The organism is Lachnoanaerobaculum sp. OBRC5-5 (genome assembly GCF_000296385.1).
GTDB lineage: Bacteria > Bacillota > Clostridia > Lachnospirales > Lachnospiraceae > Lachnoanaerobaculum.
The window spans coordinates 839,275-856,139 of record NZ_JH815185.1 but is presented as its reverse complement, the minus strand read 5'-3'; the positions used below and the strand labels follow the sequence as shown (position 1 = coordinate 856,139).

Below are 16,865 nucleotides of genomic sequence, written 5' to 3'. Positions count from 1 at the left end.
GTAGGGTTAATGTCAGAGGATTAAGATGAAATATTTAAAAAAGCCTAATGTAAATATCGTCATACCTTCATTTATACTTACATTGATATTTTCAGCAGTAATAGCTTTTAATGCTTTTGCTATGGGTATCAGTATAAGCTTTGCAGATGTCAATGCAACAGTGGGTGATGAAGTAAATTTGGTAATGAGTTTATCGTCAACAGACGGAAACATTGACAGCGCAAATATAATGCTCAGTTATGATGACAGCATTTTGGATTTTGTCGGAGGAACAAATGCACAGGGTGGGGCAGGTAGTATAAAAGTCACATCCAATACAGGAAGCAGCAGCAACAATCAAAACTATTCCCTGAAATTTAAAGCCAAGACAGCCGGGGAAACTACAGTCGTTGTAAGTACATGGGAAGTATATGATACAAACTCAAAGATGGCTACAATGCAGTCTCAAGGCAGCGGAAGAATAAAGATAAAATCTGCAGAACAGACTACTGCCGAAGAGTCTACTGTTGAAAAGAATAAGGAAGCGGCAACTACAGTTGTGGTAGATAAAAAGGATGCAATGCTTTCTTCTTTGAAAGTCAGTCCGGGTAAGCTTTCACCTGATTTTAGCAGTACTGTGAAAAATTACGACATGAATGTAGCAGGAAATATATCCAACATTGCAGTCAACGCAAAGGCAAGACAGGATGGGGCAAAAGTAGTTATAACAGGAAATGATAATCTTGTGGTCGGAGTGAATGCTATTAATGTAAAGGTAACATCACCTGACGGTTCGGCTGTAGAAAGTTATATTATAAATGTAAATAAAAGTGCGGTAAAAAAAGAGGAAGCCTCAGAGTCTTCTTCGGAAACTTCAGCAGAAGAAGTTATCGAAGAGAGCGAGAGCAGTGCAGATGTTTTGGATCTGGTTTCCACAGATAACGGGCTTACCTTAGGCGGAATTGATTATCAGGTATCGGATTCATTTGATAAAAATATCCTGCCTGAAGGTTTTGAAGAGTCTACATTCACATATAAAGGTAGAGATGTCAAGGCCGGAAAAATGAAGGGTCAGGATGTATATATCCTTTATCTTGTAGGCAATGACGGCTCAGGAGATTTCTACATATATGATGATGCTGCGGATACATGGGCTGTATATACACAGCTTACCACAAATACCAAGAGCATTACCGTAATGCCTATTGATAAAGGTGTAGAGGTACCTAAGGGATTTATTGAAAGTATTATAAATATAAACGGTAAAAAGATTCGTGGATGGATTTGGGGCAGTGACAATGAAAAGAGATATTGTGTTGTTTATGCCATGAATTTGGAAGGTAAAAAAGACTTCTACAGATATGATATGGAAGAGCATACAATACAAAGGTACTTTGACGATCCCAATGTAGACACAGGTGTATCGACTGAAGAATATAATGCACTTGAAAAGAAATATGAGAAGAGTAATGAGTGGGTAAGAAATTTAATTGCACTTGCGGTTATATTGATTATTTTTATAATAATTTTACTTTTGTCAAGAGCTTCAAATAAAAAGAAGGCTGCAAAGACGGCACAAAAACCTGCCAAGAAGAAGAACAAGAGTAACATTACTTCAAAAGTGGATTTGATACCTGAAGAAGAGATGAATGATGAAACTACTCTTGAATATATGCCTTTAAGTAAGAAAAAGGAAGAAGAGCCTGTAAAGTCGGAAGATGAATCGGATGATTTTGATGTAATAGACCTATCAAACGGTGAAGTTATAGAAGAAGAGGATTTTGAAGTAGTAGAAGAACTTAAAAACGATTCTGATGATGAAGATGATGATTTTGAAGATTTAGATATTTAAAAAATAACCACCCGGTAAGTCGGGTGGTATTTTTTATGGATTATAATTTAGAACTTCTTTTTCTTACCGTATTTCGGCTCGGCGGTAAGTCCTATTCCGAGTTTGTTTAGAGTCTTTACATCTGCTTCTGAAAGCATTACGGAAGAATGCATTTGTAAACCTTTAAGTTTCGGAATGGCATTTAAGGCTTTTCTTGCATTCTCATCGGTAGCGGCTGAAATAGAGAGAGCTATAAGAGCTTCATCTGTATGAAGTCTCGGATTATTACCACCAAGATATGTGGTTTTTAATTCCTGTACAGGTGCAATAACTGTAGGTGAAATAAGCTTTATTTCATCATCCACACCGCTGAGAGCTTTTAATGCATTTAAAATAAGTGCGGCACTTGCACCGAGAAGCTCGGAAGTCTTACCTGTAATAAGTTCACCGGTTTCAAGTTCAATGGCTGCTGCAGGGGTATTTGTGGCTTCAGCTTTTAAAAGTGCTGCAGAAACAGCTTTTCTGTCATTAATACTTGTTTTTGCCTGCTGCATTATAAGCTCAAGTTTATAAATTTCATCAGCTTTGCATTCTCCTTTAACAAATCTGGCAAGAGAATTATAGTATCTTCTTATGATTTCCTGTTTACTTGCCTCCCTGCATACCTCATCGTCTATAATACAGTTACCGGCCATATTTACTCCCATATCTGTAGGAGATTTATATGGGCATTCTCCAAATATTCCCTCAAAAATTGCCATCAAAACAGGATATATCTCTATATCTCTGTTGTAGTTTACAGTGGTTGTTCCATATGCTTCCAAATGGAAAGGATCAATCATATTTACATCGTTTAAGTCAGCTGTAGCAGCCTCGTATGCGAGGTTTACAGGGTGCTTTAGCGGCAAATTCCAAATGGGAAATGTCTCAAATTTTGCATAACCTGCTTTAATTCCTCTTTTATTCTCATGGTAGAGCTGAGAAAGACATGTAGCCATCTTTCCGGATCCGGGTCCCGGAGCGGTAACTATTACAAGAGGTCTTGATGTGACGATATAATCATTTTTCCCATAACCTTCTTCACTCACGATATGTGCCACATTGCTTGGATATCCGTCAATCAAATAAAGTTTGTATACTTTTATACCCAGATTTTCAAGTCTTTCCTTAAATTTGTCCGCACTCTTTTGCCCCGAATACTGTGTAATACATACACTGCCTACAAACAATCCTTTTCTTCGAAATTCATCTATAAGTCTGATTACATCGGCATCATAGGTTATACCATGATCTTCTCTAATCTTGTTTTTTTCAATATCCGATGCAGAGATTGAGATAATTATTTCGGCCTGATCTTTTAGTTGAAGAAGCATTCTAAGCTTTGAATCAGGTTCAAAGCCCGGAAGTACTCTGGATGCATGGTAATCATCAAAGAGCTTTCCGCCAAATTCAAGATAGAGTTTATCACCAAAACTTGCTATTCTTTCTCTTATATGCTCAGATTGTGTTTTTAAATACATCTGATTATCGAAACCGATTTTCATAATACGCCTTCCTTCTTTAGTATGAACTGTTATATAAAATTAAAATAGAATTATATCACTTTTTAAAACCGTATTAAAGGGGGGAACAACATAGTTTATTAATTAAATTAATTTTCAAATATTTGAACACGATTATAATATTTTTTCATTTATTATTAAAAAAGAAATCTGCAAACTTATATATTATAAATATAATTAAAGTGATATACTAAAGCGACTAAAAAAGAAAGCAGGTTTTTATATGAAAAAGCAATTTTTAATAACAGTTATGGGTGCAGCTATTGTTTTGGCGGCATGTGGAAGTAAAGGAACAGATAAAAATGAAGACACTACGGTGACTATAGAACACAATGAGACAAGTGTTGAAGCCGTTGAAGACACTGAAAGTGTGGCAGATGAGCCAAGCACAGCGGTAAGTAAGGCGGATATAAAATTAAAGTATTCAAATCTTGTAGATGAAGATACCAGAAACAGAGTAAAAAATGCTCTAAAGAATGCAGGTCTTAGTGATGAAAAGATAAAGAACTTTTTTGACGCGGTAGATGAGTATAATAATGCGGTAGGCACTAAGAATCTGGTTCAGAGTATGACAACCATAGATGCCGCCTTCCCAACATTCGATCAGGATAAGCTTATAGATGCATGGCTTGCCAAGGGAGGATATGTAGGCAGAAACTGCAGAATCACATCATATTCTTTGATGGGAGATTTTATAAAAGTCGGAAATCCTACACCGGGTGATACAACAATGCTTTTCAACGATTTTGATTCTATAAAAGATAAAAATATTTTTGAAGGTGAAGATAAGAAAAAATTTGATACATTATTTTCATATATTGATGTAACAAATACACATGATACAAATGTTTTGTCAGATGAAATAGTAAAATCATGGGAAGATAAGCAGATTTCGTTTAACAATGATAAGATGCATATGATTTCAGTATTTATGACCATGGACGACGGTATGAATAAGGTACAGGAGTTCATAGGGCATACAGGTATTTTGGTAGAAGACGGAGATAAATATCTCTTTATTGAGAAGCTGGCATTTGAGTTACCGTATCAGGTAGAAGAGTTTGACAATTTACAGGATGCAAATGATTATCTGATGGGATACTATGACAATGAAGCTGAGGGACTTACTGCAAAGCCTGTTATTTTTGAAGACGGAAAAGTAATGAATGAGTACAGAGTCTTAAAATAATGCTTGCATTTTTTGCTCATTTTTGGTTGAATTATAGTATCAAAAACAGGAAAGAAGTATTATGGCAGAGAGAGTTAATATATTAAAAACAGATTATGAAATGAATCGTACAGACTGGACAGAGGTAGTATCGGCAGTATTTGGAGGTATGCTTCGTGTACAGGAGGCTATTGAGATGTATGTAGCCAAAGGACAGGCTTGGAATGTGGATTTTCATACAAAGAAAATCAAAATCGGAAAGAGCACATATCCGATACAATACATAGGAAGCGAAGCAATCGAATCAAATGACTGGCTATGGGGCTGGGAGAATATAAACGGATTTGATGAGAGCTTACTTGAACTTGTTGGAGAAGCAAGAGAATTTGGAGAAAAGGTAGGCTTTGCAGCCTTAACAAATCCAAATCTTCCTTTGACAGAGAAAGTAACCGGATATATACTTTCAATGATTTCATGTGGCATAAGTGAAAAGAACTACGGATATTATCCATGTAAACATTCGGGCGGTATTGCATTTGTGGCACTTTACGATTTACCTGAGAAGTTTTTTGCACCTGTAGATACAAAGTTATTTATCAGAACTATAATGAGTGCTATCAGTCAGTATGAGCTGGACCATAAAATTTTGGTAGAAGGTTTCCTTGCATGTAACGGTACAGATTATCATTGGGAAAACAATAATATCTATGCTAAATTTGCAGATGATGACGGACAACTTTTGATAAGATTTGAGGATATCGGAGATAAAAAAAGAATAGAGTCAATCGACGGATTGAAATAAAGATAAGGACTTCCCAAAAGGGGAGTCCTATTTATATTATAGATGCTTTACACTCTGTCTGCGTAAAAGCTGATACGGCATTTTAAATGCGCTCCCTTTAAAAGTGCTTGATGAGAAATATTCAAGTAAAAGCTGTGCAGATTTTACTCCCGTATCAAAAGTAGCATGACGTATTGTAGTAAGCGATGGCCTGATAGCAGTTGCAAGATTACTGTCATCCACACCTGTTACTGAAATATGCCCCGGTACTTGTATATTATTATCATACATAAAATCTATCGCTCCTACAGCGATATTGTCGCAGGCACAAAGAACTGCTGTTGGAAGGATAGACGCTTTTTCATATATTTGATTCATTCCGGCATAGCCGTCTTCTATAGTAAAAGAATCCTGTAGACTTATAAGGTCTTGGGAAGTATTTAACGAACATTCCCTGATTCCTTTCATATAGCCTTCATATCTTTTCTTTCCGGCTGATAAATCATGAAGTGGGCCTCCAATAAATGCGATATTCCTATGCCCCATATTATAAAGAAAATGCACCATATCACAGATGGCCTGTTGATTATCCATATTTACAGAACTGACAGGGATTTTCAGCTCAAAATCAGGAATATCCTGACATACATATATAACAGGCTTATTGTTTCTATGTATCCACATCATATGTTCTTGCGGTATATGAACGTTTGCCATAATAATACCTTCAACTTGCTTATTTTTTAAGACATCCAAAAAGTGTATTTCTTTATCGAGTTCACCATTTGTTTCACATATAACAGTATTATATCCAAGAGGTGTTACCACACTGTTGATGCCCTGTAATATTCTACCGAAGACATTGTTAGATATATCGGGAAAAAGAACACCGATTAATTTATTTGATTTACGATTTTCTCTTTTTAATGTCGGACCGGGTGAATAACCAAGTTCTCTTATAACTTCCATAACTTTGTTTTTTGTAGAAACAGATACAGTATTACTTTGGTTTATAACTCTTGAAACCGTTGAAATAGATACACCGGCTGTATTTGCAACATCATTAATAGTAACCATATAAGACCTCCTTTATGAAAATGATTATGAAAAGACAAGAGTATATCTTGAAAAACCATGAAAACAATAGCATATTTGCATGAAAAATGCAAGAAAACATACACTTGCATAATCATTTATAAAAACTTTGGAGCATTTGCGAATAGGATATTTATATAAAATAGTATAGTATAAAAACAAGATTTTAAAAGCATTCAAAAAAATAGTTATATCAGATAAGAGGTTATATATGAAAAATATTTTTTATAAACCGACAGACGGTTGGGTTGGAGATACTATTCCATTTGCGCATGATGGTAAATTTTATATTTATTATCTTCATGATGAAAGAAAAGGAAATACACAGGATGAGTATGGATATCGTACAAGCTGGAATCTGTTGATAACGGAAGACGGGGTTAATATAAAAGATTGTAAGGTTGTATTACCTGTCGGGGAGTATGACGATGCGGACTATGCCTGTTATACAGGGTCTGTAATAGAAGGTAATGACGGTCAATTTCATATGTTTTATACCGCACAGAATAATTATAATCCCAAGTATCACAGGGACGGAAAACCTTTACAATATGTTGCACATGCAATAAGTACAGATCTGATAAATTGGGAAAAACTGCCTGAGCTTACATTCGGTGCAGATGAAAGTATTTACGAGCCTTTTGATTGGCGTGATCCGTTTGTTTTTTATAATGAAGATGAGAAATGTTTTGATATGCTTTTGGCTGCAAGATTGCGGGGAGCAAGTGAAAAGAACGGAGGATGTGTAGGCTTATGCAGATCTTATGATTTAATTCACTGGGAGGCGAAAGAGCCGTTTTATAATCCTGAATCTTATATGACACATGAATGTCCGGATTTGTTTAAACTTGGAAACAAATGGTATCTTGTGTATTCAACTTTTTCAGAAAAATTTGTAACTCATTATAGGATGTCTGATAAGCTGAGCGGACCGTGGACCTCTCCTATAGAAGATACCTTTGACGGAAGAGCGTTTTATGCTGCAAAAACAGCACAGGTCGGTGATAAAAGAATGGCGTTTGCTTGGGTTCCTACTAAGCGTGGTGAAAGTGATTTCGGACAGTATGAATGGGGCGGAAATTTTATTGCACATGAGATTGACCAAACAACTGATAATAAGCTTACTGTAAAACCTGCTGACGGATTGATCAATATGTTTAATAAGGAAGCCGTAAATGAAAAAATAAATAAAGTTGAAATAGAAAATTTTGAGGGGGAGAAGTCATATGTAATCAACGGAATGAAAGAAACATGTATGATAGAAGCGGTAATAGAATTCAGTGAAGGAGTTAGATCTTTCGGAATAGGTTTGAGACAGGATTCAGCCCTGGCAAACGGCTATTACCTTAGATTTGAGCCTTTTTATAACAGAATTGTGGCAGATATGTGGCCAAGACGTATAAGTGGCGTAAATCAGTGGTATGTTGACGGGGACAAGCCCTTTATGATTGAACTTGAAAGACCTTTTGATTATAAAAGTTTAAAGGATAATAAAGTACATATAAGGGTTGTGGCAGACGGAAGTATAATATGTCTTTATGTGAATAATACTACCGCTCTGACAATGAGAGCCTATAACATGAAAAGAACAAATTGGGGATTTTTTGTAAAAGACGGAAGTATCAGGGTTTCTGATATTCATTTGTATGAAGTTTAAAAGGAGATTATTATGTACAAGAAGATAGGAACTATATGCCTTATAGCCGGAATGGTATTAATGGGTTGCGGAAATAAAGCACAAACCAACACAAATTCTACAGATGCTGAAAACAAAGACGGTAACGTAAGAGAGATTCATTATTTTTCTTCAAGATCCGCATCGGATGATACAATGGTAACATTGCAGGAGATAACAAAAAAATATAATGAGCAGGGTGGAAATATAAAGCTTGTTATTGACAGTAATGCAGACAGAACGTCGTATGATCAGAAACTTAGAACAATGATTGCAGGTGGGCAGATGCCTGATATGTTTGACCTTGATGCGACACCGTATGCTACAGAACTTGGAGAACAGGGTATGCTCACAGATATGGATGCCTTTCTTGATGAAATAGGTGAAAAAGACAGCTATATTCCATTGGCATTAAACTATGGAAGGACTTCTGACGGTAAGTTGTATACATTACCTTTAGAGCTTTCAACAGAAATGATCTGGTATAATGTTGATATGTTTAAAGATGCCGGAATCGAAGCACCAAAGACATTGGATGAGCTTTTAGAAGATTGCAAGGTTTTAAAAGAAAAAGGGTATACTGCATTTGGAATCGGTGGAGGAGACGGATGGCCATTGCTTCGACTTCTTGCAACATATCCGTTCAGAATGACAGGTAATGAGTATTTAAATAAATTATCTTTAGGAGAAGCTAAGATGTCTGATGAACCGGGCGTTAAGGCTGCAACTTTTATGTCTGAAATAGGACAGTATTTCCAGCCGGGATTTTCAACAACCGATGTAGCTACAGGATTAAATTTATTTCTTAGTGGAAAGAGTGCAATGTATCCGACAGGTACTTGGGAGTTGAATTATTTTACAGATAAGAATAGACCGGAAGGATTGAATGTCGATTATTTTTATATGCCTACAATAAAGGACGGAAAAACAAATGAAAATGACTACTGGGCATTTGGTGGCATAGGTTTAGCAGTTAATCCTAAGACTTTTGATGATCAGTACAAAGATTACCTGACATTTATAGTTAAAAACTACAGCCCTGCATATTTTGCACATGAGCATTTGGCACCGCAAAAGGTGGATATGAGTGACAACAGCAGCTTTGATCCGTTGTTTTTAAAGGTAATGGAAGATACAAATAATATAGGTTCAACTGCAGCAAGGCCTTGGGATGTAGTATTGAATGAAGATGTAATAGCAACAATTAATGATAATCTACCGGGACTTTGTATGGGTGAAGAAACAACGGATGACTTTATAAAGGCGGTGGATGAGGCCTTGGAGGCAAATAAATAGAATTTTATGAAAATTTTGAGAGATAAGAAAGCGATTGCTGTATTTTTGCTACCTGCTTTTATTGTCTATTCTGTTATAGTTATGGTTCCTATACTCGTTTCAATTTATTATAGCTGTTTAGATTGGAACGGTATAGGGAAAAAGAGTTTTGTAGGTTTTAATAACTACATAAAACTTTTTGGAGACAGCGTATTCAGACAAGCGTTTGGAAACAATATAATATATATAGTTATTGTAATGGTACTGCAGCTTGGTTTCGGTTTTAGCATTGCAGTTTTACTTACATATCTTAAAAAAGGAAGAGGCTTTATACAAACTGTATATTACATACCTTCTGTTATTACGGTTATTGCAATATCACAATTGTTTACAGGATTTTATTCGTATGAGCCTTTGGGTTTATTCAATATCTTCAGAAAAATGCTTGGTATGGAGCCTATTGCATTTTTAAGTGATTATAAAACTGTTTTATGGGCGGTTGCTTCTGTGGAAGGCTGGCAATATATAGGTATTTATATGATTATTTTCTATTCTGCGTTGGTTTCAGTATCACCTGATATATTGGAAGCGGCAAGAATAGACGGAGCTACGGAGTTGCAGATTCTGGTAAAAATCAGAATACCTGCTATAGCAAATGTAATTATGCTTTCATGTATATTGAGTCTGGTGGGTGCGCTTAGAGGTTTTGCGGCACCTATGAATATGACTAAGGGAGGTCCGAATCACAGATCTGAAATACTTGCAACATATATGTATAAAAAAGCTTTTACGAGCAGAGACTACGGATATGGAAGTGCAATTGCTGTAATAATTGTAATACTCAGTATTATTGGAGTTTTATTAATCAGTAAATATATGGATGGCGAAAACGAATAGGAGGATATATGAAAAGAAATATCAGAAAAATAATATATTGGTCTGTTATGATTCTGTTCCTTATAATTCAGGGCTATCCTGTTATATGGCTTATTGTAGCCGGATTTAGACCGAATATAGAGTTGTTGACAGAACCGTTCAGCTTTCCAAAGAGCTTTACTTTAGAGAATTTTATTAGAATATTTACTGAAAGCAATATAGTTACCTATATAAAAAACAGTGCTATAATTTCTGTAGTGTCATTAGTGTTTATTGTATTGCTCAGTTCAATGGCATCATTTGCTATTGCCAAGATGAAATTCTCGGGGAGGAAGAAGATATACAGATATTTTCTTATAGGACTTACAATCCCATATGCAGTTACATTGATACCCTTATTTACAATGTTTGCAAAAATTGGACTTATAAATACAAGGATAAGTGTTATATTGCCTCTGTTGGCATTTCAATTACCTGTATCGATAATGTTGTTTGTAAATTTTTATTCATTTATTTCTGATGAAATTATAGAGGCTGCAGTGATTGACGGGGCAAGTATCTACGGTATTTATACAAAAGTAATTATACCGTTGTCGTTAAATACAATAATGACAGTGCTTGCTATGAATTTTATAACAGTGTGGAATGACTATACATTCAGTCTTGTATTTATAAACAGTACAGAACTTAAAACGATATCTATAGGTCTCGCCGACTTTATAGGGCCGAGAGGATTAAAGGATTGGGGTGCAACCTATGCGGCTATTGCAATGTCCGTATTACCAACACTGGTTATATATTTTTCATTAAATAAAAAGATGACAGCAGGAATGACGTTGGGGGCAGTAAAGTCATGAGTATGAAGCAAAATATTTTCAGACCGAGATATCATTTCGCTTTAAAAAGAGGGTGGATAAATGATCCTAACGGTATTGTGTGGTTTCAAGGTAAATATCATCTGTACTTTCAATGTAATCCATACAGCAATAACTGGGATAAAATGCATTGGGGTCATGCCGTGAGCCCTGATTTAATACATTGGGAAGAGTGTAGTCCTGTTCTTATTCCGGAAGAGGAATATGAGGATTATATCAAAGGTGGATGCTTTTCAGGCTCTGTAGTTGTTAATGAAGATAAAATATATGCTTTTTATACAGCTGTTTCATCGGTAGAAGGTGAAGTTTGTCAAAGACAATGTATGGCATATTCTTTTGACGGATATAATTTTATAAAATATGAGAAAAATCCGATTATTGAATCTATCGGAAAAGACTTTAGAGACCCTAAAGTAATTTTTCATGATGGGACATGGCAAATGGTAGTTGGAGGATCTGACAAAAACGCGTCTGATCTTGAAAGCCATGGAAGAATTTATCTTTTTCATTCTAAGAATTTGTTTGACTGGAGCTATAGCGGAATACTTTATGAAGCAAAAGCCGGTGAAGGGACAATGTTTGAATGTCCTGATATATTTGAAATAGGTGGAAAGTGGGTTATAACAGCATCACCTATGAATCGAACCGATTTTCTACCTACTGTATACATGGTTGGAAATATTAACTTTAAAAATTGTATTTTCTTCCATGAGTATAGCGGAACATTGGATTTTGGTCCTCATTATTACGCATCACAAACATATAAGGATAAGTATGGAAAAAATATTTCAATGGCCTGGCTTGGAGGTTGGGAATGGATGCCATGGATTAATGATCATGGTCCGGCGGAAGAAGGCGGGTATCGTGGAATAATGTCATATCCAAGACTAATTGATATGGAAGAAAACATTTTGAAAATGCTACCTTACAGTCATGACTTAGATTTAAAAAGTGACGTTGAATACAGCCAAAAGACTAAAGGAAACGACAAAAATATATCAAATATATTGGATAAAATGTGTGAAAGGATTTATATATCAGGTGTAATAACAAGAGATAAAAACAGTTCGGAATTAAAGCTTGAGTTTTTTGACAGTGAAGAGAAAAAAATAATAATAAAACTTGATTTTCTCTTTGGTAATATTATTACGGATTTTACGGAAGCTGATAATAATATACGAAGTGGAATAAGAATATATAAGGCAAATATACAAAAAGAGTACGATATAGATTTCAGTATAATAAAAGACGGAAATGTTCTGGAAGTTTATTTGCTTGGAGGTAAGTATAACTTTACCTCTATGATTTATCCATATGAAGGAAAAGTTGGTATTGGAATAAGGTCAAAAGATGCCATTATAAGGTATAGAAAAATAAATATTGAAGGATAATAAAACAGACGAGTTAAATTATAAATTTTCACTCGTCTGTTTTATGGTAAAAATATTATATTCATTTTTGAAATATATAATTTTATAATATTCATCTTTTCATCTTATCAGTGGCAACTACCCTTCAATGTGATATAATAAAGCTATTCTAAATGAACTTAATAAGAAGGTGGCTGTCAATGGGGAAGACAATAAAAGAAAAGTTAAAAGAAGCTGAAAAATATATCTGCGAGAATTTTGAGGAATTGGGAATAGATGATCCTGTAGAAGAAGGGTACTTTGAAGAGTATGAACAAATAGGCGGCGCAAGTGAAAGTGAGTTTGAAGATTTTGAAAAAACTTTCGGAATAAAATTGCCTGAGGATTTTAAAGAACTTTATTCATACAAAAACGGCAGCGGATATTTTGAATTGTTGCAATGTGACATAGATGACAGAGAAATCAACTTTACATTATTCAGCCTTGAAGAGATGAAAAAGGTAAAGAGCTATTTTCAAGACAGGGATGCTCTTTTAACAGATTATCCTGACTATTTTACAAATGATGTTATAGAACAAATGAGAGACAACAGAATAAAACCATATCTATTCCATAAAGATTGGTTTGCTTTTGCGACATATCTCAATTGCGGATATCTGATGCTTGATTTTGATCCGGATAAGGAAGGAAAAGTCGGTCAAGTTATTTTTTATATACATGATCCGGATGAAATAATCTATACAGCATCAAGTATAGATGAACTTATAGATAATGTATGGAAATTTTTAAAAGAAAATTTTGACTAAAAAGAGGGTGATATAATGAGAGAGAATCCAAGACCTGGAGAGTTTTACAGACATTTTAAAAATAAGCTTTATCAGATAATTGCTGTTGCCACACATTCTGAAAGTAAGGAACAGCTGGTAATATATCAGGCACTTTACGGAGATTTCGGAGTATATGCAAGACCGCTTGATATGTTCTTAAGTGAAGTGGACAGAGAAAAATATCCTGAGACAGAACAAAAGTATCGCTTTGAAAAGGTAGAAAATATATCTGAGACATCTAAACAAATTACAGATATAAATAGTGAAATTAATATAGAGACAATTAACAAAACGCTGAAGGAAGAAAGTGAAGATGAGCCTAAAAATTTCTTTATAGACTTTCTGGATGCAGATGATTATTATACAAAAAAGAAAATAATCTTAGCCAACAAGGAAAATATAACAGATAAGCAGTTGGATGCTATATTTGATATTTACGGATTAAAGAGAAAAGGCATTGATAAGACAATAGATATTGCAGATTTTATTGCATATCTTGATATGCAAATACATTTTGAGGGGAAAAGACTAAGGTAACAGATGACATTTGTAATAGAAGATGAATTAAAGAAGCTGCCACGCCAGCCCGGTGTTTATATAATGCATGACAAAAAGGATGATATTATATATGTCGGCAAGGCTATTTCATTGAGAAACAGAGTAAGGCAATATTTTCAATCAAGTAAGGATAAGAGTCCTAAGATAAAACAAATGGTCTCAAAGATTGAAAGATTTGAATATATTGTAACCGATTCCGAGCTTGAGGCATTGGTACTTGAGAATAATCTGATAAAAGAACATAGACCAAGATATAATACAATGCTTAGGGATGATAAAACCTATCCCTATATAAAACTTACAGTGAAAGAGGAATACCCAAGACTGCAGATGGTAAGGCAGATAAAGAAGGACAAAAACAGATATTTCGGGCCTTTTTCAAGCGGTAATGCGGTACGAGATACGATAAATCTTTTAAACAGAGTCTATAAGCTAAGGACTTGCAGTAGAAATCTCCCAAAGGATATAGGAGCGGAGCGTCCATGTCTGGATTATTTTATACATCAGTGTGATGCTCCATGCCAAAATTATATATCAAAAGATGAATATAATAAAAATGCGGCCGAAGCACTTCGCTTTTTAAGTGGAGATTTTGATCCTATTATAAATAAAATAAGAACTGAAATGGAAAGGCTTTCAGCTGAGCTGAAATTTGAAGATGCGGCAAAGCAAAGAGATTTATTAAACTCCGTACTTCATATTACACAAAAACAGAAAATTACTTCGGATGATTCCAAAGACAGGGATATTATTGCAATGGCAAGAGATGAGAGAGATGCCGTTGTACAGGTATTCTTTATCAGGGAAGGAAAGATGGTCGGTAGAGAACATCATTATATACAAGTGGCAATAGATGATGAAAAAGTGGATATTCTGGAAAGTTTCATAAAGCAGTTTTATGCAGGAACACCTTTTGTACCGAGTCAAATCATGTCACAGTATGAGTTAAAGGATGAAAACCTTATTTCGGAATGGCTCTCAGCTAAAAGAGGTTCAAAGGTAAATATAATTGTTCCAAAGAAAGGCTCTAAGGAAAAGCTGGTAGAACTTGCAAAGAAAAATGCTGAAATTGTTCTCACCAAAGACAGAGAAAAGCTTCAAAGACAGGAAGCAAGAAGTGTGGGAGCTGTAAAGGAAATTGAAGAGCTATTATCATTGCCTAATTTAAAAAGAATGGAGGCCTATGATATTTCCAATATTTCAGGTGTTCAATCTGTAGGTTCTATGGTGGTTTATGAGAATGGAATGCCGAAAAAAAGTGATTACAGAAAATTCAAAATAAAAACAGTAATAGGTCCAAACGACTACGCTTCAATGAAGGAAGTACTTACGAGAAGATTTGACCGCGGTGTTGATGAAAAGGATACCGGATTTAATAAACTGCCTGATATAATTCTTATGGACGGTGGAAGAGGTCAGGTAAACATCTGCTTACAGGTTTTGGAGGAATTTGGACTTAATATTCCGGTGTGTGGAATGGTAAAGGATGATAACCACAGGACCAGAGGATTGTATTACAACAATGTAGAAATTCCTATAGATACTCATTCTCAAGGATTTTTGCTGATTACAAGAATACAGGATGAGGCGCACAGATTTGCAATAGAGTATCACAGAAGCCTAAGATCAAAAACTCAGGTAAAGTCGATACTTGATGATATAGAGGGAATAGGAGTTGTAAGGCGAAAAGCACTTATGAAGCATTTTAAAGAAATTGAAAATATTAAAAATGCAAGTTTTGAAGAACTTATGTCGGTGGAAGGAATGAATAAAAAGTCCGCTACGGCAGTATGTAATTTTTTTCAAATTAAAAAAGAGTAATATGTTTGACTTAAAAGTTTGACACCGATAATATATGAAAAGGAGAATTTATGTTAAGACATATCGTAATGTGGAAGTTTAATGAAGGTGTGGATAAGCAAAGTATAGGTGAAGAGATAAAAAGCAGTCTACTTGAACTATGTAAAAGTATGGATGAAGTAATCATGGCGGATATTGTTTATAATGTTTTGCCGACAAGTACACATGATATTATTTTGATATTGGATGTAAAGGACAAGGCTGCACTTGATAAATATGCATCATCCGAAGAGCATATAGCTATTGTTGACAGTCTGATAAAGCCAAATACAAATTCCAGAGTAGCAATTGACTATTTTATTTAATAAAATTTGAATGATTTATATAAACAGGATGGATGCTCCAGCATTCAAAGAAAAAGGAAAAGAGCGTCTTCCTGTCAGATTTCATGAGGGATTAAATGTTGTCCTTGGAAAAGAAGACGGTGCCATGTCCATTGGTAAATCATCTTCGCTACTGGCTCTCGATTTTGTTTTCGGAGACAATACCTATGTGAAGAGTGACGGTGTTAAGCAAGAAGGTCACCATACGATATTCTTTACATTCCGCTTTGATGGAAAGGATTATCACTTTGCCAGAAATGTCGGCGATCCAGATGCAGTATTTATCTGCGACGATAAAGATGATTGTGTATGACCTTGCAGTTCTTTTTACCACAGCATTACTGGCAATCGCTCACGACTCACTTTTCTTCAGTGATCTGAGTAAGGATGCCATTGATGGAATCATAAAAATATATACAAGTACCAAGAAACAGATATTTATCGCATACGATAAGCAAGAAGATTGTAGACCTGGGACAAAGAAGATACTGGAAGACAGATGCGTTTTACGGCTTTCGAACGAGAACTGTGAACTATATGGTAGGTCTTGGGACACAAAGGAGTAATCCAAAATGAAGATGAGCTACAACAAACTTTGGAAGTTATTGATTAATAAACAGATGAAGAAATCTGATCTCCGTAAAAAAGCAGGAATCAGTTCTTCATCCTTAGCAAAGCTTACGAAGGATGAAAATGTTACAACTGAAGTCCTCGCTAAGATTTACTAGGAGCTTCAGTACAATGTTGCAGATATCATGGAGTTCATACCAGATGAGCCACAGGAGACTGAATCCGAAGCTGGGGAGTAAA

At 35.1% G+C, this 16,865-nt stretch carries 17 protein-coding genes; 15 read left to right on the top strand and 2 right to left on the bottom strand.

The annotated features are described in order from the left end of the window. Window positions 1–25: 25 nt before the first annotated feature. Window positions 26–1,831: a cadherin-like beta sandwich domain-containing protein gene (locus HMPREF1135_RS03880; RefSeq protein ID WP_007592209.1), complete on the top strand. Its 1,806-nt coding sequence runs from the start codon at window positions 26–28 to the stop codon at window positions 1,829–1,831. A gap of 47 nt (window positions 1,832–1,878) precedes the next feature. Here the strand turns inward: HMPREF1135_RS03880 and HMPREF1135_RS03875 are convergent, their stop codons facing one another. Then, window positions 1,879–3,354, bottom strand: a complete 1,476-nt coding sequence (locus HMPREF1135_RS03875) for a DUF1846 domain-containing protein (protein WP_007592207.1) — start codon at window positions 3,352–3,354, stop codon at window positions 1,879–1,881. 241 nt (window positions 3,355–3,595) lie between these two features. Between HMPREF1135_RS03875 and HMPREF1135_RS03870 the strand changes: the two genes are divergently transcribed. Both HMPREF1135_RS03870 and HMPREF1135_RS03865 read left to right on the top strand, forming a co-directional pair. After that, a complete protein-coding gene (locus HMPREF1135_RS03870) occupies window positions 3,596–4,561 on the top strand; it encodes a DUF4300 family protein (RefSeq protein ID WP_007592205.1) in 966 nt (321 codons plus the stop codon). Window positions 4,562–4,622: 61 nt separating this feature from the next. Beyond that, entirely contained in the window at window positions 4,623–5,342 is a 720-nt protein-coding gene (locus HMPREF1135_RS03865; RefSeq protein ID WP_007592204.1) for a DUF6882 domain-containing protein, read from the top strand. A gap of 36 nt (window positions 5,343–5,378) precedes the next feature. On the opposite strand, the gene HMPREF1135_RS03860 is transcribed toward HMPREF1135_RS03865, so the two are convergent. After that, the gene (locus tag HMPREF1135_RS03860; RefSeq protein ID WP_007592202.1) at window positions 5,379–6,398 is read right to left on the bottom strand and encodes a LacI family DNA-binding transcriptional regulator; all 1,020 of its coding nucleotides are present in this window, start codon (window positions 6,396–6,398) and stop codon (window positions 5,379–5,381) included. Window positions 6,399–6,627: 229 nt separating this feature from the next. Here HMPREF1135_RS03860 and HMPREF1135_RS03855 point away from each other — a divergent pair, with 229 nt between their 5' ends. From HMPREF1135_RS03855 to HMPREF1135_RS03800, 12 genes are all read left to right on the top strand, one after another. After that, window positions 6,628–8,073: a glycoside hydrolase family 32 protein gene (locus HMPREF1135_RS03855; RefSeq protein WP_007592200.1), complete on the top strand. Its 1,446-nt coding sequence runs from the start codon at window positions 6,628–6,630 to the stop codon at window positions 8,071–8,073. Between the two features lie 12 nt (window positions 8,074–8,085). Next, window positions 8,086–9,387 (top strand): ABC transporter substrate-binding protein, encoded by a 1,302-nt coding sequence (locus HMPREF1135_RS03850; RefSeq protein WP_007592198.1) that lies wholly within the window; start codon window positions 8,086–8,088, stop codon window positions 9,385–9,387. Between the two features lie 6 nt (window positions 9,388–9,393). After that, complete coding sequence (locus HMPREF1135_RS03845) at window positions 9,394–10,263, top strand: carbohydrate ABC transporter permease (RefSeq protein WP_007592196.1); 870 nt, start codon at window positions 9,394–9,396, stop codon at window positions 10,261–10,263. Between the two features lie 8 nt (window positions 10,264–10,271). After that, window positions 10,272–11,099 (top strand): carbohydrate ABC transporter permease, encoded by an 828-nt coding sequence (locus tag HMPREF1135_RS03840; protein WP_007592194.1) that lies wholly within the window; start codon window positions 10,272–10,274, stop codon window positions 11,097–11,099. Further along, complete coding sequence (locus tag HMPREF1135_RS03835) at window positions 11,096–12,508, top strand: glycoside hydrolase family 32 protein (protein ID WP_007592193.1); 1,413 nt, start codon at window positions 11,096–11,098, stop codon at window positions 12,506–12,508. Before HMPREF1135_RS03840 ends, HMPREF1135_RS03835 begins: the two co-directional genes overlap by 4 nt. 179 nt (window positions 12,509–12,687) lie before the next feature. Beyond that, entirely contained in the window at window positions 12,688–13,293 is a 606-nt protein-coding gene (locus tag HMPREF1135_RS03830) for an SMI1/KNR4 family protein (RefSeq protein WP_007592191.1), read from the top strand. A gap of 15 nt (window positions 13,294–13,308) precedes the next feature. Beyond that, window positions 13,309–13,851 carry a DUF1653 domain-containing protein gene (locus tag HMPREF1135_RS03825; protein WP_007592189.1) on the top strand — a complete coding sequence of 181 codons (543 nt, stop codon included), beginning with the start codon at window positions 13,309–13,311 and terminating at the stop codon, window positions 13,849–13,851. 3 nt (window positions 13,852–13,854) lie between these two features. Further along, window positions 13,855–15,693 carry an excinuclease ABC subunit UvrC gene (uvrC, locus tag HMPREF1135_RS03820; protein ID WP_007592187.1) on the top strand — a complete coding sequence of 613 codons (1,839 nt, stop codon included), beginning with the start codon at window positions 13,855–13,857 and terminating at the stop codon, window positions 15,691–15,693. 50 nt (window positions 15,694–15,743) lie between these two features. Further along, window positions 15,744–16,037: a Dabb family protein gene (locus HMPREF1135_RS03815; protein ID WP_007592185.1), complete on the top strand. Its 294-nt coding sequence runs from the start codon at window positions 15,744–15,746 to the stop codon at window positions 16,035–16,037. 10 nt (window positions 16,038–16,047) lie between these two features. Further along, a complete protein-coding gene (locus HMPREF1135_RS03810) occupies window positions 16,048–16,368 on the top strand; it encodes a hypothetical protein (RefSeq protein WP_034242895.1) in 321 nt (106 codons plus the stop codon). Then, window positions 16,286–16,621: a DUF2326 domain-containing protein gene (locus HMPREF1135_RS14530; protein WP_442852202.1), complete on the top strand. Its 336-nt coding sequence runs from the start codon at window positions 16,286–16,288 to the stop codon at window positions 16,619–16,621. Before HMPREF1135_RS03810 ends, HMPREF1135_RS14530 begins: the two co-directional genes overlap by 83 nt. 6 nt (window positions 16,622–16,627) lie before the next feature. Beyond that, a complete protein-coding gene (locus HMPREF1135_RS03800; RefSeq protein WP_007592182.1) occupies window positions 16,628–16,783 on the top strand; it encodes a helix-turn-helix domain-containing protein in 156 nt (51 codons plus the stop codon). Window positions 16,784–16,865 lie beyond the last annotated feature (82 nt).

What these genes read in the sequence shown, in the direction of transcription:
- HMPREF1135_RS03875 (WP_007592207.1), bottom strand. Translation starts at nt 3,354, where the DNA reads ATGAAAATCGGTTTCGATAATCAGATGTATTTAAAAACACAATCTGAG.
- HMPREF1135_RS03800 (WP_007592182.1), top strand. Translation starts at nt 16,628, where the DNA reads ATGAAGATGAGCTACAACAAACTTTGGAAGTTATTGATTAATAAACAG.
- HMPREF1135_RS03810 (WP_034242895.1), top strand. Translation starts at nt 16,048, where the DNA reads ATGATTTATATAAACAGGATGGATGCTCCAGCATTCAAAGAAAAAGGA.
- uvrC (WP_007592187.1), top strand. Translation starts at nt 13,855, where the DNA reads ATGACATTTGTAATAGAAGATGAATTAAAGAAGCTGCCACGCCAGCCC.
- HMPREF1135_RS03855 (WP_007592200.1), top strand. Translation starts at nt 6,628, where the DNA reads ATGAAAAATATTTTTTATAAACCGACAGACGGTTGGGTTGGAGATACT.
- HMPREF1135_RS03865 (WP_007592204.1), top strand. Translation starts at nt 4,623, where the DNA reads ATGGCAGAGAGAGTTAATATATTAAAAACAGATTATGAAATGAATCGT.
- HMPREF1135_RS14530 (WP_442852202.1), top strand. Translation starts at nt 16,286, where the DNA reads ATGGAAAGGATTATCACTTTGCCAGAAATGTCGGCGATCCAGATGCAG.
- HMPREF1135_RS03860 (WP_007592202.1), bottom strand. Translation starts at nt 6,398, where the DNA reads ATGGTTACTATTAATGATGTTGCAAATACAGCCGGTGTATCTATTTCA.
- HMPREF1135_RS03840 (WP_007592194.1), top strand. Translation starts at nt 10,272, where the DNA reads ATGAAAAGAAATATCAGAAAAATAATATATTGGTCTGTTATGATTCTG.
- HMPREF1135_RS03870 (WP_007592205.1), top strand. Translation starts at nt 3,596, where the DNA reads ATGAAAAAGCAATTTTTAATAACAGTTATGGGTGCAGCTATTGTTTTG.
- HMPREF1135_RS03880 (WP_007592209.1), top strand. Translation starts at nt 26, where the DNA reads ATGAAATATTTAAAAAAGCCTAATGTAAATATCGTCATACCTTCATTT.
- HMPREF1135_RS03830 (WP_007592191.1), top strand. Translation starts at nt 12,688, where the DNA reads ATGGGGAAGACAATAAAAGAAAAGTTAAAAGAAGCTGAAAAATATATC.
- HMPREF1135_RS03835 (WP_007592193.1), top strand. Translation starts at nt 11,096, where the DNA reads ATGAGTATGAAGCAAAATATTTTCAGACCGAGATATCATTTCGCTTTA.
- HMPREF1135_RS03825 (WP_007592189.1), top strand. Translation starts at nt 13,309, where the DNA reads ATGAGAGAGAATCCAAGACCTGGAGAGTTTTACAGACATTTTAAAAAT.
- HMPREF1135_RS03815 (WP_007592185.1), top strand. Translation starts at nt 15,744, where the DNA reads ATGTTAAGACATATCGTAATGTGGAAGTTTAATGAAGGTGTGGATAAG.
- HMPREF1135_RS03850 (WP_007592198.1), top strand. Translation starts at nt 8,086, where the DNA reads ATGTACAAGAAGATAGGAACTATATGCCTTATAGCCGGAATGGTATTA.
- HMPREF1135_RS03845 (WP_007592196.1), top strand. Translation starts at nt 9,394, where the DNA reads ATGAAAATTTTGAGAGATAAGAAAGCGATTGCTGTATTTTTGCTACCT.